Here is a 25,183-nt window from a genome sequence, read left to right as displayed (position 1 = left end):
TCAGGGGTACCCTGCCCTATCCGTCCACCCGGCGAAAGCCGATAGTGGGCGCTCAGCCCTTCTCGCCGATCTTGTCCTGCGTCTTGGTCTCGAAATCCGACGCGTCGTGGCGCTCCCACAACTGTTCGTGCGGCTCGCCCATGGTGCGGTTCACCATGCGCCCGCGCTGCACCGTCGGACGGTCGAGGATCATTTCGGCCCAGGCCACGACGTTCTTGTATTCGTGCACGCTCAGAAACTTGCCGGCGTCGTATTGCCGGCCCAACGCCAGGTTGCCATACCAGGGCCAGATCGCCATGTCGGCGATGCTGTAATCCTGTCCCGCGATATAGGGCCGGTCCGCCAGCCGTTTGTCCAGCACGTCCAGCTGCCGCTTTGCCTCCATCGCGAAGCGGTTGATCGGGTACTCGTATTTTTCCGGCGCGTAGGCATAGAAGTGGCCAAAGCCCCCGCCCAGGTAGGGCGCGCTACCCATCTGCCACATCAGCCAGTTCATTACCTCGGTCCGCTGCGGGCCGGCTTCGGGCAGGAACGCCCCGAACTTTTCGGCCAGATGAATGAGGATCGAGCCGGATTCGAAGACGTTTATCGGCTCAGACCCCGAGCGGTCCACCATCGCCGGAATTTTGGAGTTGGGGTTCACCTCGACAAAGCCCGAGCCGAACTGGTCGCCATCGCCGATCCGAATGAGCCACGCGTCGTACTCGGCGTCATGGCCCGCGGCCAGAAGCTCTTCGAACATCACGGTCACCTTCACCCCGTTGGGCGTGCCCATGGAGTAAAGCTGGAAAGGATGCTCGCCCACGGGCAGTTCCTTGTCATGGGTGGCCCCGGCGATCGGCCGGTTGGTCGAGGCGAACGTGCCGCCGCTTTCGGCGTCCCAGGTCCAGACTTCGGGCGGTGTGTAGGTATCGTCGGTCATTTACGGCTCTCACATTGCAATCTGTTCAGATAGAGAGCTAACCGACATATGCGGCAATGCAAGGTGCGCCGGTGCACAGATTTGTGTGCAAGGGGCCGTCGCCTCGGGTCGGACCGCCGTAGGCTTTCGGAAAACGGAGCTGTGCAACCCGCCATCCGAAACGAGTTCGTCAACGGGGCTTGCGGAACGGGCGCGCTTGCGCCAATGCTGCGGCGAACCGTGCGAAGGAGAAAGACATATGCGCTGGTGGATGATCTTGACGGTGGCTAGCTTGGCGGGCTGCGGTCCCGCAATGACCGAGGGCGGCGCGCCATCCCGGGCTGATGAAAAAGGCCCCGACAGTTGTCTTGCTGCCACTCACGCCGCGCTTGTCGGGCAACCGCTGAGCGCTTTCGACCAGTCGGCGCTTGACCAGCCGGTGCGCGTCATCCCGCCCGGCGGAATCGTGACGATGGACTACAACCCCGAGCGGTTGAACGTTGACCTGGACAGCAGCAACACCATCGTGCGCTTCTGGTGCGGATAGGCGCGCACCCGGGCGCGTGATCCGCAGTACGATCAGAACCCCACCGCAATTCCGGCCTTGCGCTTATTTCAACGCAGTTGATACTGCGCTGGCAGAAGTGTTTGATTTCGCACAAACGAGCGAGGCCCCTCATGGACAGCTGGGATGAAGTCCGCACCGCCTTTCACGTGGCACGCGTAGGAACGGTCAGTGGCGCCGCCGATGCACTTGGTGTCCACCACGCCACCGTCATCCGCCATATCGACGCGCTCGAGGAACGGCTTGGCGTCAAGCTGTTCCAGCGACACGCCCGCGGTTATTCCACCACCGAGGCGGGCGAGGACCTGCTGCGCGTGGCGCAAGCCACCGATGATCAATTCAGCCAGTTGGCGGGCCGCATCAAAGGCCGCGGCAACGACGTGTCGGGCGAATTGGTCGTCACATCGCTGGGCGGGTTCAGCCACCTTCTGGTGCCGGTCCTGGCAGAGTTTCGTCAGGAATACCCCGACATCATCCTGCGCTACCTGACGGGCGACCGCCTGTTTCGGCTGGAATACGGCGAGGCGCATGTCGCCATCCGCGCCGGCCGCGCCCCGGATCAGCCGGACAACGTGGTGCAGCCCTTCTATACCCAGGCGCACACCCTCTATGCCGCGCAATCCTATATCGACCGGCACGGCTTGCCCGCGTCCGAGGACGAGTTCGACGAGCACTGGTTCGTCAGCGCAGACGATCCCAAGAACCGCGCGCCCTTCAACCAGTGGCTGCGTCAGACCGTGCCCGATGCGCGCATCATCTTTCGCAGCCAGGACGTACATGCCCAGCGCTGCGCCATCATCGAAGGCGCCGGCATCGGGTTTCTCAGCCGGGTGCTGGCCCACCAGCTCGGCGACCTGACCGAGGTCATGCCCGCACGCGACGAATGGTCCGCGCCGATCTGGCTGGTGACCCACATGGACCTGCACCGCACCACCAAGGTGCAGGCCTTCCTGCGCTTCCTCAAGGATCGCGCCAGGGCGTGGGAGGTCGAATGACCGACCGGCTGCGCGGCCATGCCGCGATGCTGGCCTTTTCCGGACTGATCGCCGGGTCCTTCGCCCTTGGCAGCATGGCCGCCCCGCATATCGCGCCCACCGCGCTCAACGCCGTGCGGTTCATCCTGGCCTCGGTCTTGCTGGGCAGCGCCGCCTGGGCCACCGTCGGCATTCCGCGTGCCACGTGGCAGGCGCCCTGGCGCTACCTGCTCTTGGGCGGGTCGATGGGGCTTTATTTCGTGATGATGTTCGAGGCGCTGAAAACCGCCGCCCCGGTCAGCGCGGCGGCGGTCTTTACCCTGACACCCATCATGTCCGGCCTTTTCGGCTATATCCTTCTGCGGCAGGTGATGACCCCGCGCATGGGCCTGGCACTGGCCATCGGCGCGGCGGGGGCGCTCTGGGTGATCTTCGACGCCGATCTTCAGGCGTTCCTGCGGTTCGAAATGGGCCGGGGCGAGATCATCTTCTTTTTCGGCTGCATTGCGCACGCGTTCTATACACCGTTGGTGCGCAAGCTGAACCGGGGCGAGCGACCCATCGTGTTTTCCTTCGGTGCCATGGTCGCCGCCGCCGGCCTGATCGCGCTGGCGGGCTGGTCCGACATGCGCAGCACGGATTGGCCCGGCCTGCCCGCCATCGTCTGGATCACCATCGTGTACACCGCGGTGGCGGCCACGGCGATCACCTTCGTGCTGCTGCAATACGCCTCGCTACGCCTGCCCAGCGCCAAGGTAATGGCTTATACCTATCTCACGCCCACGTGGGTGATCTGCTGGCAGGCGGCGCTGGGCCACGGACTGCCCCCGCCCCTGATCCTCGTGGGCGTCGGGCTGACCATCGTGGCGTTGGTCCTGCTGCTGAAGGACGAATAGCTACTCCGCCAGGTCCCGCGCCGCGTCGTAAAGCCGCCTGAATTCTTCGCCGAACGCGTGCTCGGGAACACGGCGCAGGAAATACTGCACCGTGCCGATCGGCGCCGGCAGTTGCACGTCCATCGTCATGGTGTTGCCCGCGCATGCATAGGTGATCGTCGGCTCGTACCGCTCCGCTCCCGCAACCGGTGCAGTCATGACATCACCATTGGCCGTCATCGTAAACATGGCCGGGGCGGAGCCTGCATCGCAGAAAGTGATCCGCCCAGCCTCGCCATTGATAAACCCCACCTGCGTCGGCGCGGCAAGGTCCAGCCGCACGTCCACGACATCGCCGGTCTCGACGAACGTATCGGTAAATTCCGTGGCTTGGTGAAACGGGAGCGTGTGATAGAACCCGTCATCGTAGATCGAGATCCCCAAGGCGGGCGACGCGCCCGCCGCGATTTCACGGATCACGTTATCGGGCACCATCCCCTGCAAAGCGTCCCGGATTCGCGCCGGCGCCGTGTTCTCGCCAACCCAATGTCCGATCATGCAGGGATCGCCCACCGGGGGTGGCGCGACACAGGCGTTCTGGGCCAGGCCAGGGGCGGCCCAAAGGGCCAGCATCAGGGTCAGGGCAGGTTTCTTCATCGCGCGTTTCTCCTGTTGGTCAGAGAAACCCGCCCGCCTCCAGTTTCCGCACAAGGCGGCGATAATCCATGGGTGGCGGCACGTCCTCTGACACCTGTCCGTCGTCCGTACGCAGCAGCGCGTTCATTTTTACCAGGTCTACGTCGCAAAACGCCTCGATCTGGTTGGCCAGTGCATCGAACGCCCCCTGCCGCCAGCGCCGCTGTATCAGGCCCACTCTCGTTCCGGGGCGCATCACGAACGGCGCAAGATGAAAGGCCGAGCCATCGGGCCCCACGATCTGCCGCGCGGCGGCATAGCGGGCGCATTGCTCCGGCACGCTGTGGCGCTGCGGATGCAGGATAGCGTAACCCGCCTTGCGCATCAGCCGCTCGATCCGCTCTTCCTGGTCCACCATCTGGCCCGCGCGTTTCAGCAGCGACCGCGACAGGTAGATCTTCTCGTCGCGCTCGGGCAGGACCGCCGCCTTAAGCCGTCCGCGGATGAACCGGCGAAACTCCGGCGTGCCGGTGACCCAATCGCGGTGCCCCATGCCCTGCGTCGGCACGTCCAGTTCCGCGACCCGCACAGGGGTTTGCACGAAATGCACCGGTAGGCCGTCACTCAGAAGGTCCACGAACGCCTTCAGCCGCCGCTGGAATACCGCCCCGAAATCAATGCCATGCATCGGTATCAGGACCAGCCCGTCATATCGCCCCCCGGCCACAGGCCAAAGCCGCGAGATGCATTCCAGCAGGAAATGCCCGAAATGATGGCGGCCTATTCCGATGAACAGGTGGCGCCCCGGCAGGGTCTCTGGCGTCTCGGGCAGGGGCGGCTGCGCGGTGAAGCGATTGGAGGAATAAAGCGTCCGCGACTGCTCCACAAAGCTGCCATCCGCCCGGAAAACTCCGCAGGCCAGTTCCCGGCCTTGCGACATTGGGACCACCTGCGCCTGTTCCACCGTCTCGACATGCGGCTCCGGCAAGACGCGCGGATCCAGCGCCGCGCCCGGCGCCGCGTCATCCATCATCGCGGAACTCTTTCGCCAGGAACTGTTCGAACGCATCCAGGTTCACCGCCTCGAACTGGCCGAAACTCTGCATCCAGATGCTGGCGTCGCGCAACGCGTCGGGCTCCAGCTTGCACCACACGACCCGGCCCCGCCGTTCCTGGCTGATCAGGCCGGCGCGGGTCAGGATGCCAAGGTGCTTCGAGACGGCGGCCAGCGACATCTCGAACGGCTCCGCCACGTCCGTCACGGCCATGTCATCCTCCAGCAGCATCGACAGGATCCTGCGGCGGGTCGGGTCGGCCAGTGCGGCGAATACTGTGTCGAGCGATTGGGCCATGGTGCACCGTTTAAGCCTTGTGACACTGGCGGCGTCAACTGTCTTGGGCCTTGGGACGGCATTGCGGACTCGACTCCGGTGCGTCAGCGCCCTAATTTGGAACATATCAAGAACATCTCCCCGCTGCTGATCCGGTCCCGCTGCCATGCCCGAACGGCGTATCCTTTCTGTCTGGTTCCCCCGGCTGGGGGCCGAACGGCTGTTGCGGCGGACCGGGCTGGATGCGGACGTGCCCTTTGCCGTGGTGCGCGACACCGGCCAGATGCAGGTACTTTGTTCCCTGTCGGGCGCGGCCGAGGCGGCGGGGCTGCGGGTGGGGCAGCCCTTGCGCGATGCCCATGCGATGTGCGCCACGCTGGTCACGAAACTGCAGAACCCGCATCAGGAGGCGGTGTTTCTGGCCAGCCTCGGGCGGTGGGCCGAGCGGCTGAGCCCGTGGGTGGCGACGCAGCCGCCCGATGCGTTGCTGCTGGATATCACAGGCTGTGCGCATCTCTTTGGCGGGGAAGAGGCGATGGCCCGGCAAATCGTTGAAGAGGCGTCACTTTTCGGGCTGACCTCGCGCTGCGGGCTGGCCGGCACGGTGGGCGCGGCCTGGGCGTTGGCGCGCTATGCCGGGGCTGTGCCGGGGGCAGATCGCAGTGGTGACGCCATCGACCAGGAAGCCCGCGCGACCCGCTCTCGAGCAGCCAAGCGGCGGCACTGGGAACGCGGCGGCGCCGCACCGGTGGCGGGCGTAAGCCGTTCAAATTCAACGCCGTTTTCCATCGCGCCGCCCGGGCAGGCGCGCACCTTCCTCTCCCCCCTGCCCATCGCCGCCCTGCGGCTGGAAGAAGAGCAGGTCGCGGCCCTGAACCGGCTGGGCCTGCGCAAGGTGGGCGACCTGCTGAACCAGCCGCGCGGGCCGTTGGCCCGGCGCTTTGGCCGGGGGCTTTTGCTGCGGATGGATCAGGCGGTGGGGGCGGCGCCGGAGCCGGTGTCGCCGGCGCGGGTGAAGCCCCGGCTGGCGACCCGGCTGACCCTGCCGGAACCCATTGGTTTGATTGATGATTTGCAGGCCGGTCTGGACCGGCTGGTGCCGCGGCTGTGCCAGCTTCTGGCGGACCAGGGACAGGGCGTGCGCAAGGTTCGGCTGGAGGCGTGGCGCGCCGATGGCAGCATGGGCTGGATCGAGACGGGGCTGGCGCGAGCGACGGATGAGCCCGACCGCATCCGGCCCCTGCTGGCCATACGGCTGGACGAGATCGACGCAGGCTTTGGCATCGACACGTTGCGCCTGATCGCGGCCGTCAGCGAGCCCATCCAGCACCGCACCGCTGCGGGTCATCTGGACGCCACCGCCGCCGCCCGGGACCGGCTGGCGCGGGACACGGCCGTGGAGGATCTGATCGGTCGAATCGGTGGGCGGATCGGGCTGGAGGCGATCACCCGCCTGCACCCGGCCAGCAGCCATATCCCTGAAAAGACGTCACAAATTCTGGCCGCCGCATGGTCCGAGCCGGCGGGGGACTGGCCCCGCCCCGCCACCCCGCGCCCCTTGCTGATGTGGTCGCCCGAGCCGGTCAACGCGCCGGATGCGCCGCACCTGCCGGCCGCGTTCCGGTGGCGCGGGCGGGCGCATGACCTGGCCGAGGCGAAGGGCCCCGAGCGGATCGCGCCGGAATGGTGGCTGGACGATCCGAACTGGCGGTCGGGGGTCAGGGATTACTGGCAGGTGACCACTGGCCAGGGGGAGCGGTTGTGGCTGTATTACGCCCATGGCGGGACGATGTCGTCGGGGTGGTTCTGCCAAGGGCGGTTTGCGTAGGCGAATCAAAAGGTTAAGGAGGCGGATTCGCCGAAAACGCGATGTCGGTATCACGTCGGTATTCAAGTGGTATGGCAGCGGTGCGATTTTTTGCGTTTCGCGTGGTTAACAGAGCGTGCGTATGGACGCGTGGGTTTTCACCCACCCTACGCGGAGATTTCGAACGGAGGAAGTCGCGGGTCACGCCCGGCACGGGGTGGAGGTAGACATCCCGGCACCGGCGGGCGGTGGCGGGGTGGAACCCCGCCCTACGTGGCGGTGCGAAGGTGTGACCGTCATCCCGGACTTGATCCGGGATCTCCGGGGCAGAGAGATCCTCGGGGCAGACCCGAGGATGACAGGAAAGAGATCAGCCGTAGTTGCCCTTCACCCGTTCCTTGGTCGGGTCGAAATGCGGATATGGCACGACCCTGGCCTTGAGGCGTTTCTGCAAGCCGTCCAATTGCCCCACCTCGATATCGGTGCCCGGCTCGGCATGCGTCACGTCCACGCGGGCCAGCGCGATGTTCTTGCCGAGGATGGGGGATTTGACGGCGGAGGTCACCTCGCCCACCTGCGCCTTGCCGATGCGGACGCAATCGCCGGGGCTGGCCACGCGGCCGCCTTCCAGTTCCAGCCCGACCATCTTGCGCTGCGGATGGGCCTTGCGTTCTTCCAGTGCTGCACGCCCGATGAAATCGTCGTTCTTGGATTTCAGCGGCACGGTGAAGCCGATGCCGGCCTCGAACGGGTCGGTCTGGTCGTCGAACTCGGAGCCTGCGAAGATCAGTCCCGCCTCGATCCGGATCATGTCGAGCGCCGCCAATCCAAGCGGTTTCAGCCCCATCGGCTCGCCCACTTTCCAGATCGTGTCGAACACCTCTTCGGCGTCCTTGGGGTGGCAGAAGATCTCGTAGCCCAGTTCGCCGGAATAACCCGCGCGGCCCACGACCACCGCGGTGCCGTCGAAATCGTTGAGACGCGCCGGGGTGAATCGGAACATGCCCAACTCCTCCAGCGTTGGATTGGCCGGGGCGGTCCAGATGATCTGTTTCAGGATATCGCGCGACAGCGGCCCCTGCACCGCCACGTTATGCAGCTGATCGGTGGAGTTGCGGACCCAGGCATTGAGGCCCAGTTTCTCGGCCTGTTCGCGAATCCAGAGCCCCGAGGTGTCGTTGCCGCCGATCCAGCGGAAGGCGTTGTCGCCCATGCGGAAGAGCGTGCCGTCGTCGATCATGCCGCCGTGCTCATAGCAGATGGCGGTATAGACCAGCTGCCCCACGGCCAGCTTCTTGACGTTGCGGGTGACGCAATATTGCATCAGCTCCTCGGCGTCGGGGCCGGTGACCTCGTACTTGCGCAGGGGCGACAGGTCCATGATCGCCGCCTTCTCGCGGCAGGCCCAGTATTCGCCGACCGTGCCGACCGAGGGGAAGCTGTTCGGCAACCAGTACCCGTTATACTCGACAAAGTCCCGCGTGTGCCTGGCAAAGCAATTGTGGAACCCGGTTTCCTTGGTGTGTTCCAAAGGCGCCTCCGCTGATTTTCTGTAGCCGATGGAGCGGCTAAAGCTGTTGGTTTCGGAATAGGTGCGGACCTGGATATCGGTGGGGTTCCAGCCGTTCGCCTCGTCCACGTCGCAGGGACAGGCCGTGGAGACGCAGACTAGGTCGGTGAGCGCACGCAGAAGCACGTAATCGCCGGGGCGCGACCACGGATCGTCCATGCCGATGGCGTTGGTCTCGTCCAGCATGGTGTTGAAGAAGAAGTTGATCGCGGGCCAGCCGGCGCGCGGGCGCACGCCGTATTGTTCGAGATCGCGGTTCATGTTCTCGGAACAGTTTACGTGGCCGGGATAGCCCAACTCCTCGTAATAGCGCGCGGTGCAGGCCAGGCCGAACGTGTCGTGCCGCCCGCAGGTGTCCTGCACGATCTCGACCAGCGGCTCCTGATCGACGTTCCAGTACTTCGCGAAGATGCCCGGCTGCGGGTAGAGCGAGCCCATCAGGGTGCGCGTCGTGGTCGGGTCAATCTCGCGGTCGAGGCCCTTGTCGAGCGAGCGCAGCGAGAAGGCCTGAAAGTCCGAGCATTCGCGGCCCTGCACGTCCAGCACCTGGATGAACTGGCCTTTCTGCACGTGGTAGGATTTCGCCTCGCCCGGCTGGATGTTGATATCGTGGATCGGATCGGCCAGCGGGTCGGGCGGCATGTGCCCGCCCTTGGCGATGCCGGGATCGGCGCGGCGGATATAGAGGATGAGGTCGGTGGGCGGGGCCTGCGTGCCCGGGTCCATAGGGCCGCCGGGGGCGGCGACGATCAAGAGGCCGTCGCTGTCGGCGTGGAAGGTCGCCATCTCACCGGCGCGGGAGCCTTCGGAGAAGACCTTGATGCATTGCGCATCGCCCAGCTTGAACCCGGCCCGGTCGAGCGCCGAGGCGACGCGGCGGCCAGAGACCGAGCCGTTGTCGAGAACTGAAAGCACGCCATCGGGGCGGCCGTGGCTGGAGGCGCCGAGGCGGCCGGGGTCGGACTTGCCGTCGGGGGTGAAAAACACCATCTCGCCGGGTTGCAGCCCCTGGAAATCCAGCACGGAAATCTCGTCGCCGCGATAGATCGGCACGGCGCGCGAGCCGCCGCCCGGAATGGGGTGGCGTTCGGTGCCGTGGGGCAGGATGGGCAGGCCCGGCGTGATGACGCCGGCGCGTTCATACGGGGTCTCGAAGACAGGCTTAACGGTCATGGATGTGCCTTTTATCACTCGTGAATTGTAGCATCAATCGAGGCCCAGCGCCCGTCTGCGGCGGTTGGCCCAGCTGAGGATCGCCATGTCGAAGGTCAACGCCATGAGCGAGACATTGATCCCGAGGACGAAGTTTTTCCCCAGGTCGGTGCCCGCCAGCGTGCGCTGAAGCTCTTGCCCAAGGTCCTGCGTGCCGATGAAGGCCGCGATGATGACCATGAAGAAGGCGAACATGATCCCCTGGTTGAAGCCGACGGCCATGGTGGGCATGGCCAGCGGCAGTTGCACCGATGTCAGTTTCTGCCAGCGGGTGCAGCCGGCCATGTCGGCGGCCTCGGTCATTTCGGCGGGCACGCTGCGCAGCCCCTCGATGGTGTAGCGGGTGAGCGGGACCATGGTGAAGATCACGATGGACAGCACCACGGTGGTGTCGGTGATCCCGAAGAGCATGATCGCGGGCAGCAGGTAGATGAAGCTGGGGAAGGTCTGCGCGGTGTCGCAGGCCAAGAGCATCCGCTCGGACCATTTTTCCGACCGCGCGGCGAGGATGCCGATGGGAATGCCGATCAGCATCGAGATCGCCATGGCCGAGAGCACCGAGTAGAGCGTGATGACCGAGCGGTCCCACCAGCCAGAGAAGGCGACGATGGAGAAGAAGATCGCGGCGTAGATCGCCGGTTTCTTGCCGCCCACGCCATAGGCGAAGGCCACCACCAGCAGGATGAAGGCCGAAGTTGGAATCCACAGAAGCGCGTCGCGGAAGGGGATCAGGACCCAGACGTTCAGCACATAGCGGATGGTGCCGGTGATCGCCTCGACCAGGTCGAGATTGAGAAAGGTTTCGAACACGCCGTCGATCTCGCGCCCCATGGACAGCGATTGGCGGCGGCCGACCTCGTTCAGGATCTCGATCGGTTGCGCCAGCAGGTAGAGCCCGGCGAAGACCAACACCGACAGGACGGTGTACTTGTAGCGAATGTAGAAGGGCGTGTCCTTCGGGTGATGCTCGGGCAGCTTGCGCACCCACGCCTTTGACAGGCGGTCGAGGGTGATGGCGACCAGCACGATGGTGATCCCGATCTCGAAGGAGCGCCCGAGTTTCAGGCTGTTCATCATGGCGAGCAGTTTGCCGCCCAGGCCCGGCATGCCGATGAAGGCGGTCAGAACCACCATGGCGAGGCAGAGCATGATGACCTGGTTCACGCCGACGAGGATCTCGGTGCGGGCCGAGGGGATGAACACCTTTGTCAGCATCTGCCAGCGCGAGGCGCCGGACATCTTGCCGGCCTCGACGATCTCGGGCGAGACCTTTTTCAGGCCCACGGTCGTCATCAGGATCATCGGCGGGGTGGCATAGATCGTGGTGGCGATGGCCCCCGCGGTGGGGCCGACCTTGAAGAAGATCACCGCCGGAAGAAGGTAGGTGTAGAAGGGCAGCGTCTGCATGACGGCCAGCAGCGGCTTGATCGCGTTGTCGAACCACTTGTATTTCCACGCCGTGATGCCGATGACGAGGCCCACGAAAAAGCCCAGCGGGGCGGCGACCAGCAGCACCGACAGGGTCTGCATCGTCAGTTCCCACTGGCCCATGAAGGCGGTCCAGACGAACGTGCCCCCCGCAAGCAGCGACAGTTTCCAGCCGCCCAAGTAATAGCCGATCACGGCGGCCAGCCCTGCCACGGCGGCCCACGGGATGGGGTCGGCCATGTAGGGCCAGCGATACTTGCCCTCCAGCAGGTTGGCGGTGACGCCCAGCAGGAACTCCAGCGGGCCCTCGGCGAACCAGCGGGTGATGTAGATCAGGCCAAAGCGCCCCTCCTGCATGTCGCCGGTGATGACGTCGAAGAACGCATCCAGCCACGTCGCCAGCGGCGGGATCCATGCTTCGGGCAGGCGGACGAGAAAATCCGGCAGAACGGGCTTGGCCGCGCAGAGCAGGATCGCGGCCACCAGCAGCGCCACCAGCACGGGGTCGCGGGTCGCGCCGGGCTGGCGCATCGACAGCGAGGTTCGCGTGGCGTTGGTGGCGACGTCAGCCATTGGCGCTGTCCCCCAGAAGCACCTCCAGCGCCTCTTGCCGGGCCATCACGCCCATGATCCTGCCGTCCTTGCCCGCCACCGGCAGATGGTCGCGCGGGTCGCTGACAAGCTGGCGCGCTATCTGGTGTATGGTGCGGTCGCCCGCGATAGCCTCGCCCTCGACGGCGTGGCCGTTGATGGGTTTCGCCAGAACGCTGGCGTGCACGACATGTGCTTTGTCCACGTCCTCGGTGAACTTGCGCACGTATTCGGTCTGCGGGTCCAGCACGATCTGGTCGGGCGTGTCGCATTGCTCGATCGCGCCGTCCTTCATGATGGCGATGCGGTCGGCCAGGCGCAGCGCCTCGTCGAAATCGTGGGTGATGAAGACGATGGTCTTGCCCAGTATCGCCTGAAGCCGCAGGAACTCGTCCTGCATCTCGCGTCGAATGAGCGGGTCGAGCGCGGAAAACGGCTCGTCGAGGAACCAGATATCCGGCTCGATGGCAAGGCTGCGGGCGATGCCGACGCGCTGTTGCTGGCCGCCGGAGAGCTCGCGCGGGAAATAGTCCTCGCGGCCTTCCAGCCCCACCAGCTTGATGACTTCCAGTGCGCGTTCGCGCCGCGCATGCTTGTCCTGGCCGCGCATTTCCAGCGGGAAGGCCACGTTTTCCAGCACGGTGCGGTGCGGCAAGAGGCCGAAGGACTGGAAGACCATGCCCATCTTGGAGCGGCGCAGTTCGATCAAGTCCTTCTCTGGCAGGGCCATGATGTCCTGCCCCTCGACCTCGATCGTGCCGCCGGTAATGTCATGCAGGCGGGAAAAACAGCGCACCAGCGTGGACTTGCCCGATCCGGAAAGCCCCATGATGACCAGCATCTCGCCCTTGGCGACCTCGACCGACACGTCCTTGACCCCGGCGATGTAACCGTCGGCGCGGATATCCTCGTACCCGTGCCCCGCAGGCATGGATTTCAGATAGCGGCGCGGGTCGGGGCCGAAAAGCTTCCACGCGTTGCGGCAGGAAATGACGGGGCTGTCCGAGGTCATGAGAGGCGCTGGTCCTTGAATTGACGCCGGCGGTGCGACCCGCCGGCAAGGCCCTGCCCGGCGCATCACCGGACAGGGAAAGGCGAAGAGGTCAGGTGTCGCCACCGGGCAGCCAGCCCTTCCAGACGTCCTCGTTGTCTTCCAGCCAGATCTCGGCGGCTTCCTCGGGCTCGTAATCCTCGATATCCACCAGCTTGGCCATCTCGGCGATCTGGGCATTGGTGAAGGAGATCTTGGTCAGCACCTCGTAGGCGTTTGGCCACTTGTCCTGCATCCCGTCCCAGGCGGCCTTTTTCAGGTAGCCATCGGCGGGGTTGCCGCAATCATAGAGCGCGTCGGGGTTGGGGCCCTTCGCGGGGTCGGTGTCGCAGCCGTCTTCCCATGCGGGGAATTCGACGAACTCACCGGGCCAGACGGCCTCGGCGAAGTTGGGCGTCCAGTTGAAGACCAGGATCGGGGTCTTGTCTTCCTCGGCCGACGCGATATGCGCCCAAAGCGCGGCGGCGGACCCGGCGTTCTTCACGACATAGTTCAGATCGAGCGCCTCGGCGCGTTCCTTGCCGTGCTTGAGCCAGTCGACCGGACCGTCGAGGAACAGGCCCTTGTCGCCGGTTTCGGGCGTGGCGAACAGCTCGGCGCAGTCGTTGAGCGCCTTCCAGTCGGGCAGGCCCGGGCAGGCGTCCTTGGTCCAGGACGGGTACCACCAGTCCTCGCGCGTGACGGCATCGTGGTCGCCCGCGTCGTGCAGGCCGCCCTTTTCCAGCGCCTCGCGGAACGACGCGCCGAACGCGCCTTCCCAGACTTCCAGTTCCAGCGTCACGTCGCCAAGGCGGATCGATTCGTAGACCGCTTGGCTGTCGGTCGTGACGAATTCGACGTTGTTGCCCATCTCCTCGAAGATCTGGCCCACGGCGTGGCTCATCACGATCTGGCTGGACCAGTTGTGCAGCGGGATGACGATGGGTTCGGAACTGTCCTCGGCGGCGATGCCTGCCGTGGCGGACGCCATGGCGATGGCCGTCGCGGACATCAATGCTTTGATTTTCATGTTAACTCCCAGTCGGTTGCATGGGCCTGATTCTGTGTGCCGGCCCTTTGTTGGAGTGGGAAGTATCGCGCAGGTGCAGAAAAATTCTGATTATAAACTTTTTGTGCCATGCCTCTAGAAATGTTTGGCAAACGGGGATGGGCGCGGCTAGGCTCGGGCCGTTGTCCCGAGTTTGAGGAGTGTGAAGGATGCTGCGCAATCGCGCCGTGCTGCCGCGCCTTGACTACCTGCTGGCCTTCGAGGTGGCCGCGGAGCTGGAAAGCTTTGCCGCGGCGGGCAAGGAACTGAACGTCTCGGAAACCGCCATCAGCCGCAAGATCCGGCTGCTGGAGCAGCATTATCAGTGCGCGCTCTTCGTGCGCGGGCACCGCTCGGTGCGGCTGACGGATATGGGGCGCAAGCTGCTCTCGGGGATCACGCCGGCGCTGAAGACTTTGGTGCGGGTGTCCGAAGACATGTGCGCGGAGTTGGAGAAAAGCACGGTGCGTCTGGCGGCGACGAACTCGGTCTCGTCGCTGTGGCTGATGCCGCGGCTGCGGGCGTTTCACGAGGCGAATTGCAATATCACCATCGCGCTTACGTCGTCCGACGTGGACGAAGAGTGCCTGGCCGAGGACATGGACCTTGCGATCCTGCGCGGCGAGGGCGACTGGCCGGGATTCGAGGCGACGCGGCTGTTCGGCGAGACGGTGTTTCCGGTCTGCGCGCCGGGCTACCTGAAGGGGCAGGCGCGGATCGACAGCATCGCGGCGCTGCGCCAGCACGACCTGATCGAGGTCAGCAACAACCACACCGAATGGCTGAACTGGCGCACCTGGCTGGACCACAAAGGCGCCGACCCCGACACGGTCCGTCCGTCGGCGTCGGTCAACACCTATCCGCTGGCGATCCAGGCGGCGCGGGACGGGTTGGGCATCGCGCTGGGATGGGGGCATCTGGTGGACCATCACCTGCACTCGGGCGACCTGGTCCGGCCGATGGGGGGCGAGCATGTGCGCACGCGCTCGGGCTATTACCTGTTGCGGCGGCAGGGCCTGGAGCCGCGCAACGAAAGCGCCATCGTGGCGCATTGGCTGCTGCAGGAAAGCGCCGCACGGCAGAGATACGCGGCGGAATGAGACGCGGGGCGTCTTGCAGATTATTCTGCGAATAATCTGCGCCCCAGAAAATTAGTACGAATTTTCTGGGGCTTACCGTTTTTTCAGAACGGCGGGCGCAGGACCGCGTGAAGGTAGGTGCGGGTTTCGCCCACCATCTCCTCGGCCAGGGACAGCGCCGTGGGCCAGGGCGGGTCGAGCGTGGCCTCGACCTCGCCGATGTCGAAGGTCAGGGTCGCGTCGTGACGGCGCGCCAGGCGCTGCATGCGTTCATTCTCGCGCAGGCACATCATGTAGAGCGAGCGCACGCCGCGGTTCTGCGCCGCCGCGAGCATACGCACGAAGAGCGCATCGCCGATGCCTTCGTGCTGCCAGTCGGGATCGACACTGAGCGCGATCTCGGCCCTGACGGGCCAGCTGTTGAGCAACATCCGCAATTCGCCGACGCCGTGCAGATCACCCTCGACGAAGGCGCCGTACACGACGCTGTCGAGGCCAAGTACGGTCTCGGCATAGCGCGTGACGAACTCATCGGTCACGCTGGCGCCAAAGCGCAGACGGCGGGTCTCCGGGTCGAGCCGGGCGAAATGGTCCAGCAAGAGCCGCTTGTCCGCCGGCCACAGACGGCGAATATCGGGTTTTATCAGTATCTTGTCGTGGTTGACGTCGGCATTCATCGTCATGGACTCCTTGGCGCGGGCCAGGCCCGGGCCGGGATGTCCTCCCTGCCCGGAAAATAATGCCGCGGCGCGGCATTTTCCATGAAGTTTCGATGAAACCGTTAATTTACGTGACGGCAGGCCGGCGCCTTTCTCAGCCGGCCGCCCGGATCAGCTCGTCGAGATGCACCGCCCCGCTGGCCGCGAGCGCGCGCAGATCGTAGCCGCCTTCCAGGCTGGAGACCACGCGGCCCTTGCACTGCTCGGCCGCGATTTCGCACAGGCGACGGGTGACCCAGGCAAAATCGTCCTCGCGCAGGTTCAGGTTGGCCAGCGGGTCGTCGGCATGGGCGTCGAAGCCGGCCGAGATCAGGATCAGTTCGGGCCTGAATTCTTCCAGCCGGGGAAAGACCTGGCCCTCGTATTCCTGCCGGAAGCCCTGCCCCGCCGTGCCCGGCGCCAAGGGCACGTTCAGCACGTTATCGTGGTCGCCGGTCTCGTGCGCGCCGCCCGAGCCGGGCCAGAGCGGCATCTGGTGGGACGAGATGAAGAGCGCGCGCGCCTCGCCGCGCAAAAGGTCCTGCGAGCCGTTGCCGTGGTGCACGTCGAAATCCACCACCGCGACGCGGGACAATCCGTGACGCTCCAGCGCGTGTTTCGCGGCAATCGCGACGGTGCCGAAGAGGCAGAAGCCCATCGGCGTCGCGGTCTCGGCGTGGTGGCCCGGCGGGCGCATGGCGACGAAGGCGTTGCCGACCTCGCCCGCCATCACCTTGTCCACGGCCAGCATCGCGCCGCCCACGGCGCGCGACGCGCAGTTGTATGAGCCGGGCGACAGCCACGTGTCGCCATCGAGTTGGTTGAAGCCCTGCTCCGGGATCGCCTCGCGGATCATGGTCACGTAATCCTGCGGGTGACAGAGCGTCAGGTCGGCGTCCTCGGCCAGCGGCGCCTCGGCGCGGACCACGTCCTTGCCCTCGAGCGCGGGCCACAGGTGTTCCAGCCGTGCCACGCGTTCGGGGTGACCGTCGGGTGTGACGTGGTTGAGGCCATCCTCGTGGGTGACTAGTAGCGTGGACATGGGCGCGGCTCCTCCTCTTTGACTAAGTTCCGGGCGGCGACGGGGCCGCGCCGAATGTTCACAACAGCTTAGAGGCCATGCGGCCACTGTCCAGCGCGACTTGTCCACAAGCGGCGGGCGTGTAAGGTATTCTCATGGAAGAGGACGCCACCGACACCGCAACCGGCGAAGAGGCCGGCATGAGCTCGCCCGTCGAGGCGACGCCGGACCCGACGAACGACGCGATCGAGCAGGCGCAGACCATCGCCATCGGGCTGTGGGAGCAGGCGCAGCTGTTCGTGGCGGGGCTCTTGCGGCCGTGGAGCCTTTACCAGGTGGGGATCATCCTGGGGCTGTGGGTCGCGGCGACGATCCTGGCGCGGATCTTCGGCCCGCACCTGCACAACTGGATGCGCAACCGCGAAGGCTGGCCCAAGTGGAGGATGCGGTTCCTGGTGATGGTGCACCGGCGGCTGCGGCTGATCTTCATGGTACTGATGATCTGGCCGGTCTACTGGATCATGCAGGAGGTCACGTGGCCCAGCCGATCCTACCTGATCGGGGTCATGGCGAGCCTTGCCACCGCGTGGCTGGTCATCGCCATCGTCACACGGCTGATCGTCAACGCGTTCCTGCGCGGCATGGTGCGCTATGCGGCCTGGACATGGGTCACCCTGTCGATCCTCGGCCTTACGGACGAGACGATCCAGATCCTCGACAGCGCGGCGATCGACCTGGGCGAGATGAGACTATCGGTCTGGATGGTGCTTCAGGCCATCGCGATGATCGCCTTCCTGATGTTCCTGGCGCGGTTCGTGTCCACAACCTCGGCCTCGCGCATCCGGTCGAACAAGGACATCTCGCCGTCGATGCAGGTGCTGGCGGTGAAGGTCATGCAGATCCTGCTCTACGGCGCCGCGTTCTTTATCGGTCTGCGCGTCGTGGGGGTGGATCTGACCGGGCTGGCGGTGCTGTCGGGCGCCATCGGCGTCGGCCTTGGTTTCGGCCTGCAGAAGGTGGTGTCGAACCTGGTGTCGGGCGTGATCATCCTGCTGGACAAGTCGATCAAGCCGGGCGACGTGATCAGCCTGGGCGAGACTTTCGGCTGGATCAACAGCCTTGGCGCGCGGTACGTGTCGATCACCACGCGGGACGGCAAGGAATACCTTATTCCGAACGAGGACCTGATCACCGGACAGGTGGTGAACTGGTCGCATTCCAACGAGTTCGTGCGGCTGGATATCTATTTCGGCACAGCTTATGGCGACGACCCGCACCTGGTGCGCCGCGTGGCGATCGAGGCCGCCAAGGGCGTGGAGCGTGTGCTGGCCTTCAAGGCACCTGTCTGTCACATCGTGGGGTTTGGCGACAGCAGCGTGGATTACATCCTGCGCTTCTGGATCAGCGACCCGACGGGGGGTCTGACGAATATCCGGGGCAATGTGTACCTGGCGCTGTGGGACGCGTTTCAGGAGAACGGGATTTCCATCCCCTTCCCGCAGCGCGAGGTCAAGGTGCTGGAAGGCTCGGAACTGGGCACGCGGGCGTTGGACGGGGCCGAACCGGGCAAAGCGACGCAGCGCGGGGCGGCCGAGGAATAAGGCCCCTGAGCGGGGTGTTGGCGGGCCGAAAGGAGAGTTTCCATCACCCAGACCCTGACCCTGCAATCGCGGCAGAGCGTCACTCATGACACGGGTGGGGGGTCACGCCCTTCATGTCGATCCTGCGCAAGCGTGCGAAGGAGCGAGATCTGGACGGGTGCCAGCTGATCTGTTCCCAACAAGGCCGAGAAGGATATCACCCTGCGCGAGGAATGGGGGCAGATGCAGGGCCTGAAGGTCGATCATGTTCTGCCGGAGAAGGACGCGGGACGCTGTGAGGGAGTTGGGCGTTCCCGACGACCGCATCCATACCGAGGCCGGCTGGTAAAGGTTGCATCTTCGGCGCGGCCCGCCGAAGGCTGCGCCGGTGCGCTGTTGTTCGTTGCGGCGTGTACGGACACGAAATGCCAATCGGTGAAAGCCTTCATTGAATTGTGACAGACGGATTGCTATTTTGAAAACAGGCCCGGCACCGGGGCGGATCGGTGCGTAGTAGAAGGAGGACAATGTCCTGTCTCTTACAATCGACGCGGCCCCTGCCGCTGAACGGGGCGCAGCCTTGAGCGCGTCCGACATGGCGACAAGCAGTGACGCACAGCTTGCGCGCATCCTTTCCGCACTCGACGAAGACAAGGCCGAAGAGATCGTGCAGATCGACCTTCGCGGCAAATCCGCGATCGGCGACTACATGGTGATCTGCTCGGGCCGGTCCTCGCGCCAGGTGACGGCCATCGCCGAAAAGCTTTCGGAGCGGCTGAAGTCCGAGATGGGCGTGCTGACCAAGGTCGAGGGCAAGGACGCGGGCGACTGGGTGCTGATCGACACGGGCGACGTGATCGTCCATGTGTTCCGCCCCGAGGTGCGGGACTTCTACCAGCTTGAGAAGATGTGGCTGCAAGGCCACGAGGCAGCCAAGGCCGCCAAGAGCTGAATGCGCGTCCATATCTGCGCGGTGGGCCGGATGAAGGCCGGCCCGGAACGCGCGTTGCTCGATGATTACCTGGCCCGGTTCGACCGGACCGGCCGCGCCCTGGGGCTTGGCCCGGCAGAGATGCACGAGGTCGAGGACCGCAAGGGCGGCGGCATGGACGCCGAGGCGGAGCTGCTGGAGCGCGCCTTGCCCAAGGGGGCCGTGATCGTGGCGATGGACGAGCGCGGCAAGCTGCTGTCCTCGCCTGACTTTTCCGACAAGCTGGCCGGTTGGCGCGACACGGGTCGCGGTGATGTGGCTTTCGTGATCGGCGGTGCCGACGGGATCGCGCCCGCGCTGCGCGACCGGGCGGAGTTCACGCTGTCCTTCGGCAAGATGGTCTGGCCGCACATGCTGGCCCGGGTGATGCTGGCCGAACAGCTCTACCGCGCGGCCTCGATCCTGGCGGGAGCGCCCTATCATCGGGCGTGACCTGGCGGAGTGGCTGCGCCACGCTCTTTGCATGTATGAGGGGCGCTGCCCCTCAAACTCCCCGGGATATTCCCGGCCAGAGGAAGCGGGCAAGAAAGCGGTTCACCCCCCGGGCGAGACGGGTTAGAAGCGGCCAAGGATTCAGGAGGCAGGATTGAGCGCGCCCAAACCCGTAGTTCTGTGTATTCTCGATGGTTGGGGGCTGAGCGAGGAGCGCGAGGCGAACGCGCCCCTGCTGGCCGCGACACCGCATTTCGACGGCCTGATGCAGAGCTGTCCCAATGCCACGCTGGTCACCCACGGACATGACGTGGGCCTGCCCGAGGGGCAGATGGGCAATTCGGAGGTGGGACATCTGAATATCGGCGCGGGCCGGGTGATCGAGATGGACCTGCGGCGCATCGACCGGGCGATCGAGACCGGCACCTTCGGCGACCTGCCCGGCATCATCCGGTTCGCCGAAAAGGTCAAGGCGGCGGGCGGCACGGCGCACCTGCTGGGCGTGCTGTCGGACGGCGGCGTGCACAGCCATATCGGTCACATGATCGCCGCCGCCAACGCGCTGACCGCGCGCGGCCTGCCGGTGGCCATCCATGCTTTCACCGACGGGCGCGACGTGGCGCCGACCTCGGCCAAGGTCTATCTAGAGGCGCTGCGGGCGGCCCTGCCCCTGGGCGCGCGGATCGCCACCGTGTCGGGACGGTATTACGCGATGGATCGCGACAACCGCTGGGACCGGGTGAAGCTGGCCTACGAGGCGCTGGCCCACAGCGAAGGCTATACCGCCGACACCGCCGCCACCGGCATCGACGACGCCTATGCCAAGGGCCGCACCGACGAGTTCATCAAGCCGCGCGTGCTGGGCGATTACCAGGGCATGAAGGACGGCGACGGTTTGCTTTGCCTGAACTTCCGGGCCGACCGGGCGCGCGAGATCCTGGCCGCCTTCGCCGACCCCGAGTTCGACGATTTCGACACCGGCAGGCGCCCGGCCTTTTCCTGTGTCAGCGGGTTCACCGAGTATTCGCGCCAGCACAGCCGGTACATGGACTGCATCTTTCCCGACGAACAGCCGGTCAACACGCTGAGCGCGTGGCTGGCGCAGCATGGCAAGCGCCAGTTCCACACCGCCGAGACCGAGAAATACCCGCACGTCACCTTTTTCCTGGCCGGCGGGCGCGAGACCCCCGAGGAGGGCGAGGCGCGGTACATGGCCGCCTCGCCCAAGGTGGCCACCTATGACCTGCAACCCGAGATGTCGGCGGGCGAGGTCACCGACCATCTGGTGGGGGCCATCGAAGAGGGGTACGATTTCATCGTGGTGAACTATGCCAACCCGGACATGGTGGGCCATACCGGCGACCTCGATGCGGCGATCCGGGCCTGCGAGGCGGTGGATGCGGGGCTGGGCCGCGTGCTGGAAGCGCTGGACTCGGCAGGCGGCGCGATCATCGTCACCGCCGATCACGGCAATTGCGAGACCATGATCGACCCGCTGACCGGCGGGCCGCACACCGCACACACCACCAACCCGGTGCCGGTCATTGTCAGGGGCGCACCCGAGGGCGCGCGGCTGCGCGACGGGCGGCTGGCCGATCTTGCGCCGACGGTGCTGGACCTGATGGGCCTGCCCAAGCCCGAGGAGATGACCGGGCAGAGTCTGCTGCGATGATCCGCGCGGGGTTTCTGTCGCTGGCGCTTTTGGCCGCCACGCCCGCCCCGGCGCAGGACCCGGGCGCGGATGCGCGCGCGGCGTCGGACCGGCTGAACCGGGCCGCCGCGCTGATGGAGGCCGCCGACGGAGCGGCCAACCGCGTCAAGGCGCTGACCGAGGTTGTGGGCGCCTACGAGGACGGGCTGGAAGCGATGCGCGAAGGGCTGCGCCGCGCCGCCATCCGCGAAGAGGCGCTGTCGCGCCGGCTGCAGTCGCGCGAGGACGAGATCGCCCGCCTGCTGGGCGCGTTGCAAAGCATGGCGCAATCCGAGGGGCCGGTGCTGTTGTTGCATCCCTCGGGCCCGATCGGCACGGCGCGGTCCGGCATGATCCTGTCCGACGTGACCCCGGCGCTGGAGACCCGCGCCGCCGCGCTGCGGGCCGAACTGGAGGAAGTGACCGTCTTGCGGACCTTGCAGGAAAACGCGCTGGACACGCTGCGCGAGGGGCTGCAAGGCGCGCAGGAGGCCCGCACCGCGCTGAGCCAGGCGATTGCCGACCGCACCGGCCTGCCCCGCCGTTTCAACGAGGACCCGGTCAAGACCGCGCTGCTGGTGGCCTCGACCGAAACGCTGGAAGGGTTCGCCAGCGGTCTGAGCGAGATCGCGGTGGACGAGGTGCCCGGCTCGCTGCCCGGTATCGACGCCCGCAAGGGCAGCCTGCGCCTGCCGGTCGAGGGGCGCATCCTGCGCCGGGCCGGAGAGGCCGACGCCGCCGGAATCGTCCGCCCCGGCATCGTGATGGCCGCCCGCCCGCGCGCGCTGGTGACCACCCCCGCCCCCGCGACGCTGCGCTATCGCGGCGAATTGCTGGACTACGGCAATGTGGTCATCCTCGAGCCGCAGGCGGGCCTCCTGATGGTGTTTGCCGGGCTCGACGTGGTCTATGGCGAGATCGGCGAGGTTCTGCCGGGCGGCAGCCCCATCGGCCTGATGGGAGCGCCAGAGGGCGCGGACGGGCAAGGCACTAACGCTCTCTTGATCGAGAATGGCAAAGATGCGGGTGCGTCCCGGACCCAAACACTTTATATAGAAGTCCGAGAAGAAAACGAACCTGTCGATCCGGAGACCTGGTTCGAGACAAGCGAAGGATGAGCAACCCGATGAAGAAGTTTCTGATCGCCGCCCTCGTCGGCAGCCTGACCGGCGCGGTCGTGACAACGCAGGTCGCGGCGCCGCTTTTGGCGCAGGAGGCGGCCAAGACGACGAATGTTTACGAACAACTTGATCTCTTTGGTGATATTTTCGAGCGCATCCGCTCGCAATATGTCGAGGAGGTGGACGAGGGCGAACTGATCGAGGCCGCGATCAACGGCATGTTGACCTCGCTCGACCCGCATTCCAGTTACCTCAGCCCTGACGACGCCGCCGACATGCGGGTGCAGACCCGCGGCGAGTTCGGCGGCCTTGGCATCGAGGTCACCCAGGAGGACGGATTCGTCAAGGTGGTGTCGCCCATCGATGGCACCCCGGCGGAAACCGCGGGCATCGAGGCCGGCGATTTCATCACCCATGTGGACAATGAAAGCGTGCTGGGCCTGACCCTGGACGAAGCGGTGGAGATGATGCGCGGCCCGGTGGGCAGCGAGATCATCATTACCGTGGTCCGCGAAGGCGAAGCGGAGCCGTTCGACGTCTCGATCGTGCGCGACACGATCAAGCTGACGGCGGTGCGGGTGCGCACCGAACAGCAGAGCGTCGTTCTGCGGGTGACGACGTTCAACGACCAGACGTTCCGCAACCTGGAAAGCGGTCTGGCCGAACAGATCGAGGAAGCCGGCGGCATCGACAGTATCAGCGGCATCGTTCTTGATTTGCGCAACAACCCGGGTGGCCTGTTGAACCAGGCGATCGAGGTGGCCGACGCCTTTCTTGAAAAGGGCGAGATCGTTAGCACGCGGGGGCGGCTGGTCGACGATGGCGAGCGGTTCAACGCCAAGCCGGGCGACCTGGCCGAAGGCAAGCCGATCGTGGTGCTGATCAACGGCGGCTCGGCCTCGGCGTCGGAAATCGTCGCCGGCGCGTTGCAGGACCATCGCCGGGCCATCGTGGTGGGCACCAAGAGTTTCGGCAAGGGCTCGGTCCAGACGGTCATGCCACTGCGCGGCGACGGCGCGATGCGCCTGACCACGGCACGGTATTACACGCCCTCGGGCCGCTCGATCCAGGCTCTGGGCGTCAGCCCGGACATCGTGGTGGAACAGCCTCGCCGCGAAGAGGAGACCGAAGAAGAGGAAGAGGAAGGCGCCGCCAACCGCTTTGGCCGGTCCGAGGCCGACCTGCGCGGGCGGCTGGACAATGATAGCCTGAGCGAGGACGAGATCCGCCAGATCGAGGAAGAGCGCGAAAAGGCCGAGGAAGCCGCCGAACTGCGCGAGGAGGACTATCAGCTGGCCTACGCGATCGACATCCTCAAGGGCCTGACGGCGCTGGGACCGCAATACGACTGAGCCGGTCGAACACCGAAAGAATGCGCGGGCGGGGATAATCCCCGCCCGTTTTCGTATTACGCTGCGCCATGCCCGACTTGCGCCGCCCCTCCCCCCGAGACGTCGCCGACCTCACGGCGCTGTGCCTGCGGTCCAAGGCCTATTGGGGGTAGGACGCGGCGTTCATGGCCGCCTGCGTGCCGGTGCTGACGCTGACCGAGTCGGAGTTGCGGAACACCCCGACCATGACCGAGGTCGACGGCGAGACGCTGCTGGGCATGGTGCAGGTCTCGAACGGGAATGACGGCTGATACCTGCAAAAGCTTTTCGTCGATCCCGCGCATATGGGCGCGGACACGGGGCGGCGGCTGTTCAGATGGACGGTCAGGACGGCCCGCGACATGCGCGCGCGCGAGATGATCGTCGAGGCCGACCCCGGCGCGGTGCCGTTCTATATCGCCATGGGCTGTCGCGCGGCAGGCAGAGCCCCGTTCGAGACGATCCCGGGCTTGATGCTGCCGCGCCTGATGTACGATCTGCGGTATGCCCCACAAAATCCGTACGAATTTTGTGGGGCTGCAACTTCAGAGCGTCGAAAAGTTGATCGATACGTAAAGCAACTCCGCCCCGTCGCCGCTGAAGGTGGCTGATACGCTCATGCCGTAGGGTGTCGCCCGTAGACTGCGCCGGATCACCCCCGTCGTGGGAAAGCGTGGACCGTTCCGGCGGATCGACCAACCGCCGCCCACCCGCAGCTTGCCGTCATGCGTGCGGTGGGGTTGATATACCCCGGCCCCGGTACCGACGCACCGGCCCGTCAGAAGCCAGTAGAAAAGGAAAAACAGCGGCAATATTCCCAGAAGGACGTTGACTTGGCCCAGCGGCACCGCGATCACGATAACCGCGAGGGCCAAGACATGAGATGTGGCCCGCAGGCCATCCCGGTTCCAGGCCCACCGATCGATCACATAGAGAGTGGCCGTCGCGGCGGTAATGACCAGAAAGGTCACAGGAAACACGAACATGAGTGGAAAAAGAACGCCCCCTGCCCTGTGCGTTTAGTGAATCTCTGGATCGCCCCAAAGCCCCCCTGCCACCATCGCTGCCGCGAAGAGGGACAGGATGACGGGTGCGTGCGGCACCCGGTCGGTACTGGTCATGGTAGAGTCTCCGCGTCGCGCCCCTGCGCAGAGCATAGGTCTGGATTGGACGGAGAGCAGGTCAGGAAACCCCTGACCCCGGGCTCGCCGCTGCCGCGCCTGGTGTACACTC

At 65.6% G+C, this 25,183-nt stretch carries 24 protein-coding genes; 13 read left to right on the top strand and 11 right to left on the bottom strand.

Annotation, left to right across the window (positions count from 1 at the left end; genetic code table 11):
- Positions 1 to 52: 52 nt before the first annotated feature.
- The gene (gene yghU, locus RBB31_RS02295) at positions 53 to 922 is read right to left on the bottom strand and encodes a glutathione-dependent disulfide-bond oxidoreductase (RefSeq protein WP_306127632.1); all 870 of its coding nucleotides are present in this window, start codon (positions 920 to 922) and stop codon (positions 53 to 55) included.
- A 238-nt stretch (positions 923 to 1,160) separates the two neighbouring features.
- Here yghU and RBB31_RS02290 point away from each other — a divergent pair, with 238 nt between their 5' ends.
- The 3 genes from RBB31_RS02290 to RBB31_RS02280 all read left to right on the top strand — a co-directional run bounded on the left by RBB31_RS02290 (position 1,161) and on the right by RBB31_RS02280 (position 3,336).
- Complete coding sequence (locus RBB31_RS02290; RefSeq protein ID WP_306127631.1) at positions 1,161 to 1,448, top strand: I78 family peptidase inhibitor; 288 nt, start codon at positions 1,161 to 1,163, stop codon at positions 1,446 to 1,448.
- A gap of 131 nt (positions 1,449 to 1,579) precedes the next feature.
- The gene (locus tag RBB31_RS02285) at positions 1,580 to 2,461 is read left to right on the top strand and encodes a LysR family transcriptional regulator (RefSeq protein ID WP_306127630.1); all 882 of its coding nucleotides are present in this window, start codon (positions 1,580 to 1,582) and stop codon (positions 2,459 to 2,461) included.
- Positions 2,458 to 3,336: a DMT family transporter gene (locus RBB31_RS02280; RefSeq protein ID WP_306127629.1), complete on the top strand. Its 879-nt coding sequence runs from the start codon at positions 2,458 to 2,460 to the stop codon at positions 3,334 to 3,336. Before RBB31_RS02285 ends, RBB31_RS02280 begins: the two co-directional genes overlap by 4 nt.
- Here RBB31_RS02280 and RBB31_RS02275 read toward each other — a convergent pair whose 3' ends face one another.
- From RBB31_RS02275 to RBB31_RS02265, 3 genes are read right to left on the bottom strand one after another with little or no spacing between them, the layout of a single operon-like run.
- On the bottom strand, positions 3,337 to 3,972 hold the full coding sequence (locus RBB31_RS02275; RefSeq protein ID WP_306127628.1) for a hypothetical protein: 636 nt from the start codon (positions 3,970 to 3,972) through the stop codon (positions 3,337 to 3,339).
- Between the two features lie 19 nt (positions 3,973 to 3,991).
- Positions 3,992 to 4,984, bottom strand: a complete 993-nt coding sequence (locus RBB31_RS02270; RefSeq protein WP_306127627.1) for a DUF563 domain-containing protein — start codon at positions 4,982 to 4,984, stop codon at positions 3,992 to 3,994.
- Positions 4,974 to 5,303, bottom strand: coding sequence for a metalloregulator ArsR/SmtB family transcription factor (locus RBB31_RS02265; RefSeq protein ID WP_306127626.1), 330 nt, complete (start codon positions 5,301 to 5,303; stop codon positions 4,974 to 4,976). Before RBB31_RS02265 ends, RBB31_RS02270 begins: the two co-directional genes overlap by 11 nt.
- A gap of 145 nt (positions 5,304 to 5,448) precedes the next feature.
- Between RBB31_RS02265 and RBB31_RS02260 the strand changes: the two genes are divergently transcribed.
- Positions 5,449 to 7,110, top strand: a complete 1,662-nt coding sequence (locus RBB31_RS02260) for a DUF6504 family protein (protein ID WP_306127625.1) — start codon at positions 5,449 to 5,451, stop codon at positions 7,108 to 7,110.
- A gap of 349 nt (positions 7,111 to 7,459) precedes the next feature.
- On the opposite strand, the gene RBB31_RS02255 is transcribed toward RBB31_RS02260, so the two are convergent.
- From RBB31_RS02255 to RBB31_RS02240, 4 genes are all read right to left on the bottom strand, one after another.
- Positions 7,460 to 9,832 carry a DUF1989 domain-containing protein gene (locus RBB31_RS02255; protein ID WP_306127624.1) on the bottom strand — a complete coding sequence of 791 codons (2,373 nt, stop codon included), beginning with the start codon at positions 9,830 to 9,832 and terminating at the stop codon, positions 7,460 to 7,462.
- A 33-nt stretch (positions 9,833 to 9,865) separates the two neighbouring features.
- Positions 9,866 to 11,872, bottom strand: coding sequence for a proline/glycine betaine ABC transporter permease (locus RBB31_RS02250; protein WP_306127623.1), 2,007 nt, complete (start codon positions 11,870 to 11,872; stop codon positions 9,866 to 9,868).
- Complete coding sequence (locus RBB31_RS02245) at positions 11,865 to 12,902, bottom strand: glycine betaine/L-proline ABC transporter ATP-binding protein (RefSeq protein ID WP_306127622.1); 1,038 nt, start codon at positions 12,900 to 12,902, stop codon at positions 11,865 to 11,867. Before RBB31_RS02245 ends, RBB31_RS02250 begins: the two co-directional genes overlap by 8 nt.
- A 91-nt stretch (positions 12,903 to 12,993) precedes the next feature.
- The gene (locus tag RBB31_RS02240) at positions 12,994 to 13,950 is read right to left on the bottom strand and encodes an ABC transporter substrate-binding protein (RefSeq protein ID WP_306127621.1); all 957 of its coding nucleotides are present in this window, start codon (positions 13,948 to 13,950) and stop codon (positions 12,994 to 12,996) included.
- A 188-nt stretch (positions 13,951 to 14,138) separates the two neighbouring features.
- Here RBB31_RS02240 and RBB31_RS02235 point away from each other — a divergent pair, with 188 nt between their 5' ends.
- Entirely contained in the window at positions 14,139 to 15,068 is a 930-nt protein-coding gene (locus RBB31_RS02235; RefSeq protein WP_306127620.1) for a LysR substrate-binding domain-containing protein, read from the top strand.
- A gap of 83 nt (positions 15,069 to 15,151) precedes the next feature.
- Here RBB31_RS02235 and RBB31_RS02230 read toward each other — a convergent pair whose 3' ends face one another.
- Together RBB31_RS02230 and RBB31_RS02225 are read right to left on the bottom strand one after the other, a co-directional pair.
- The gene (locus RBB31_RS02230) at positions 15,152 to 15,730 is read right to left on the bottom strand and encodes a GNAT family N-acetyltransferase (protein WP_306127619.1); all 579 of its coding nucleotides are present in this window, start codon (positions 15,728 to 15,730) and stop codon (positions 15,152 to 15,154) included.
- A gap of 130 nt (positions 15,731 to 15,860) precedes the next feature.
- Positions 15,861 to 16,787, bottom strand: coding sequence for a histone deacetylase family protein (locus RBB31_RS02225; protein ID WP_306127618.1), 927 nt, complete (start codon positions 16,785 to 16,787; stop codon positions 15,861 to 15,863).
- A 179-nt stretch (positions 16,788 to 16,966) separates the two neighbouring features.
- Here RBB31_RS02225 and RBB31_RS02220 point away from each other — a divergent pair, with 179 nt between their 5' ends.
- The 8 genes from RBB31_RS02220 (at position 16,967) to RBB31_RS20540 (ending at position 24,561) form a co-directional block, all read left to right on the top strand.
- Positions 16,967 to 18,367 (top strand): mechanosensitive ion channel family protein, encoded by a 1,401-nt coding sequence (locus RBB31_RS02220; RefSeq protein ID WP_306127689.1) that lies wholly within the window; start codon positions 16,967 to 16,969, stop codon positions 18,365 to 18,367.
- Positions 18,368 to 18,941: 574 nt separating this feature from the next.
- Positions 18,942 to 19,298 (top strand): ribosome silencing factor, encoded by a 357-nt coding sequence (gene rsfS / locus RBB31_RS02215; RefSeq protein WP_306127617.1) that lies wholly within the window; start codon positions 18,942 to 18,944, stop codon positions 19,296 to 19,298.
- The gene (gene rlmH / locus RBB31_RS02210) at positions 19,299 to 19,769 is read left to right on the top strand and encodes a 23S rRNA (pseudouridine(1915)-N(3))-methyltransferase RlmH (RefSeq protein ID WP_306127616.1); all 471 of its coding nucleotides are present in this window, start codon (positions 19,299 to 19,301) and stop codon (positions 19,767 to 19,769) included.
- Positions 19,770 to 19,923: 154 nt separating this feature from the next.
- Complete coding sequence (gene gpmI, locus RBB31_RS02205) at positions 19,924 to 21,441, top strand: 2,3-bisphosphoglycerate-independent phosphoglycerate mutase (RefSeq protein WP_306127615.1); 1,518 nt, start codon at positions 19,924 to 19,926, stop codon at positions 21,439 to 21,441.
- Complete coding sequence (locus RBB31_RS02200) at positions 21,438 to 22,577, top strand: murein hydrolase activator EnvC (RefSeq protein ID WP_306127614.1); 1,140 nt, start codon at positions 21,438 to 21,440, stop codon at positions 22,575 to 22,577. The genes gpmI and RBB31_RS02200 overlap by 4 nt, the downstream gene beginning before the upstream one ends.
- 8 nt (positions 22,578 to 22,585) lie before the next feature.
- Positions 22,586 to 23,932, top strand: a complete 1,347-nt coding sequence (locus RBB31_RS02195; protein ID WP_306127613.1) for a S41 family peptidase — start codon at positions 22,586 to 22,588, stop codon at positions 23,930 to 23,932.
- 164 nt (positions 23,933 to 24,096) lie between these two features.
- Complete coding sequence (locus RBB31_RS02190) at positions 24,097 to 24,222, top strand: hypothetical protein (protein ID WP_306127612.1); 126 nt, start codon at positions 24,097 to 24,099, stop codon at positions 24,220 to 24,222.
- A gap of 3 nt (positions 24,223 to 24,225) precedes the next feature.
- Complete coding sequence (locus RBB31_RS20540; RefSeq protein ID WP_371931282.1) at positions 24,226 to 24,561, top strand: GNAT family N-acetyltransferase; 336 nt, start codon at positions 24,226 to 24,228, stop codon at positions 24,559 to 24,561.
- On the opposite strand, the gene RBB31_RS02185 is transcribed toward RBB31_RS20540, so the two are convergent.
- Positions 24,496 to 24,936 (bottom strand): hypothetical protein, encoded by a 441-nt coding sequence (locus tag RBB31_RS02185; protein WP_306127611.1) that lies wholly within the window; start codon positions 24,934 to 24,936, stop codon positions 24,496 to 24,498. The two genes, RBB31_RS20540 and RBB31_RS02185, sit on opposite strands and share 66 nt — an antisense overlap.
- Positions 24,937 to 25,183: the final 247 nt, after the last annotated feature.

Source organism: Roseovarius sp. MMSF_3350, from assembly GCF_030733425.1.
GTDB lineage: Bacteria > Pseudomonadota > Alphaproteobacteria > Rhodobacterales > Rhodobacteraceae > Roseovarius.
Note: the sequence above shows the minus strand (reverse complement) of the source record. Positions and strands in the feature narration are given on the sequence as shown.

What these genes read in the sequence shown, in the direction of transcription:
- RBB31_RS02280 (WP_306127629.1), top strand. Translation starts at nt 2,458, where the DNA reads ATGACCGACCGGCTGCGCGGCCATGCCGCGATGCTGGCCTTTTCCGGA.
- RBB31_RS02265 (WP_306127626.1), bottom strand. Translation starts at nt 5,303, where the DNA reads ATGGCCCAATCGCTCGACACAGTATTCGCCGCACTGGCCGACCCGACC.
- RBB31_RS02285 (WP_306127630.1), top strand. Translation starts at nt 1,580, where the DNA reads ATGGACAGCTGGGATGAAGTCCGCACCGCCTTTCACGTGGCACGCGTA.
- RBB31_RS02260 (WP_306127625.1), top strand. Translation starts at nt 5,449, where the DNA reads ATGCCCGAACGGCGTATCCTTTCTGTCTGGTTCCCCCGGCTGGGGGCC.
- RBB31_RS02240 (WP_306127621.1), bottom strand. Translation starts at nt 13,950, where the DNA reads ATGAAAATCAAAGCATTGATGTCCGCGACGGCCATCGCCATGGCGTCC.
- yghU (WP_306127632.1), bottom strand. Translation starts at nt 922, where the DNA reads ATGACCGACGATACCTACACACCGCCCGAAGTCTGGACCTGGGACGCC.
- RBB31_RS02190 (WP_306127612.1), top strand. Translation starts at nt 24,097, where the DNA reads ATGGCCGCCTGCGTGCCGGTGCTGACGCTGACCGAGTCGGAGTTGCGG.
- RBB31_RS02200 (WP_306127614.1), top strand. Translation starts at nt 21,438, where the DNA reads ATGATCCGCGCGGGGTTTCTGTCGCTGGCGCTTTTGGCCGCCACGCCC.
- RBB31_RS02245 (WP_306127622.1), bottom strand. Translation starts at nt 12,902, where the DNA reads ATGACCTCGGACAGCCCCGTCATTTCCTGCCGCAACGCGTGGAAGCTT.
- RBB31_RS02195 (WP_306127613.1), top strand. Translation starts at nt 22,586, where the DNA reads ATGAAGAAGTTTCTGATCGCCGCCCTCGTCGGCAGCCTGACCGGCGCG.
- rsfS (WP_306127617.1), top strand. Translation starts at nt 18,942, where the DNA reads ATGGCGACAAGCAGTGACGCACAGCTTGCGCGCATCCTTTCCGCACTC.
- RBB31_RS02290 (WP_306127631.1), top strand. Translation starts at nt 1,161, where the DNA reads ATGCGCTGGTGGATGATCTTGACGGTGGCTAGCTTGGCGGGCTGCGGT.
- RBB31_RS02275 (WP_306127628.1), bottom strand. Translation starts at nt 3,972, where the DNA reads ATGAAGAAACCTGCCCTGACCCTGATGCTGGCCCTTTGGGCCGCCCCT.
- RBB31_RS02235 (WP_306127620.1), top strand. Translation starts at nt 14,139, where the DNA reads ATGCTGCGCAATCGCGCCGTGCTGCCGCGCCTTGACTACCTGCTGGCC.
- RBB31_RS02185 (WP_306127611.1), bottom strand. Translation starts at nt 24,936, where the DNA reads ATGTTCGTGTTTCCTGTGACCTTTCTGGTCATTACCGCCGCGACGGCC.
- RBB31_RS02230 (WP_306127619.1), bottom strand. Translation starts at nt 15,730, where the DNA reads ATGACGATGAATGCCGACGTCAACCACGACAAGATACTGATAAAACCC.
- RBB31_RS02270 (WP_306127627.1), bottom strand. Translation starts at nt 4,984, where the DNA reads ATGATGGATGACGCGGCGCCGGGCGCGGCGCTGGATCCGCGCGTCTTG.
- rlmH (WP_306127616.1), top strand. Translation starts at nt 19,299, where the DNA reads ATGCGCGTCCATATCTGCGCGGTGGGCCGGATGAAGGCCGGCCCGGAA.
- RBB31_RS02255 (WP_306127624.1), bottom strand. Translation starts at nt 9,832, where the DNA reads ATGACCGTTAAGCCTGTCTTCGAGACCCCGTATGAACGCGCCGGCGTC.
- RBB31_RS02250 (WP_306127623.1), bottom strand. Translation starts at nt 11,872, where the DNA reads ATGGCTGACGTCGCCACCAACGCCACGCGAACCTCGCTGTCGATGCGC.
- RBB31_RS02225 (WP_306127618.1), bottom strand. Translation starts at nt 16,787, where the DNA reads ATGTCCACGCTACTAGTCACCCACGAGGATGGCCTCAACCACGTCACA.
- RBB31_RS02220 (WP_306127689.1), top strand. Translation starts at nt 16,967, where the DNA reads ATGAGCTCGCCCGTCGAGGCGACGCCGGACCCGACGAACGACGCGATC.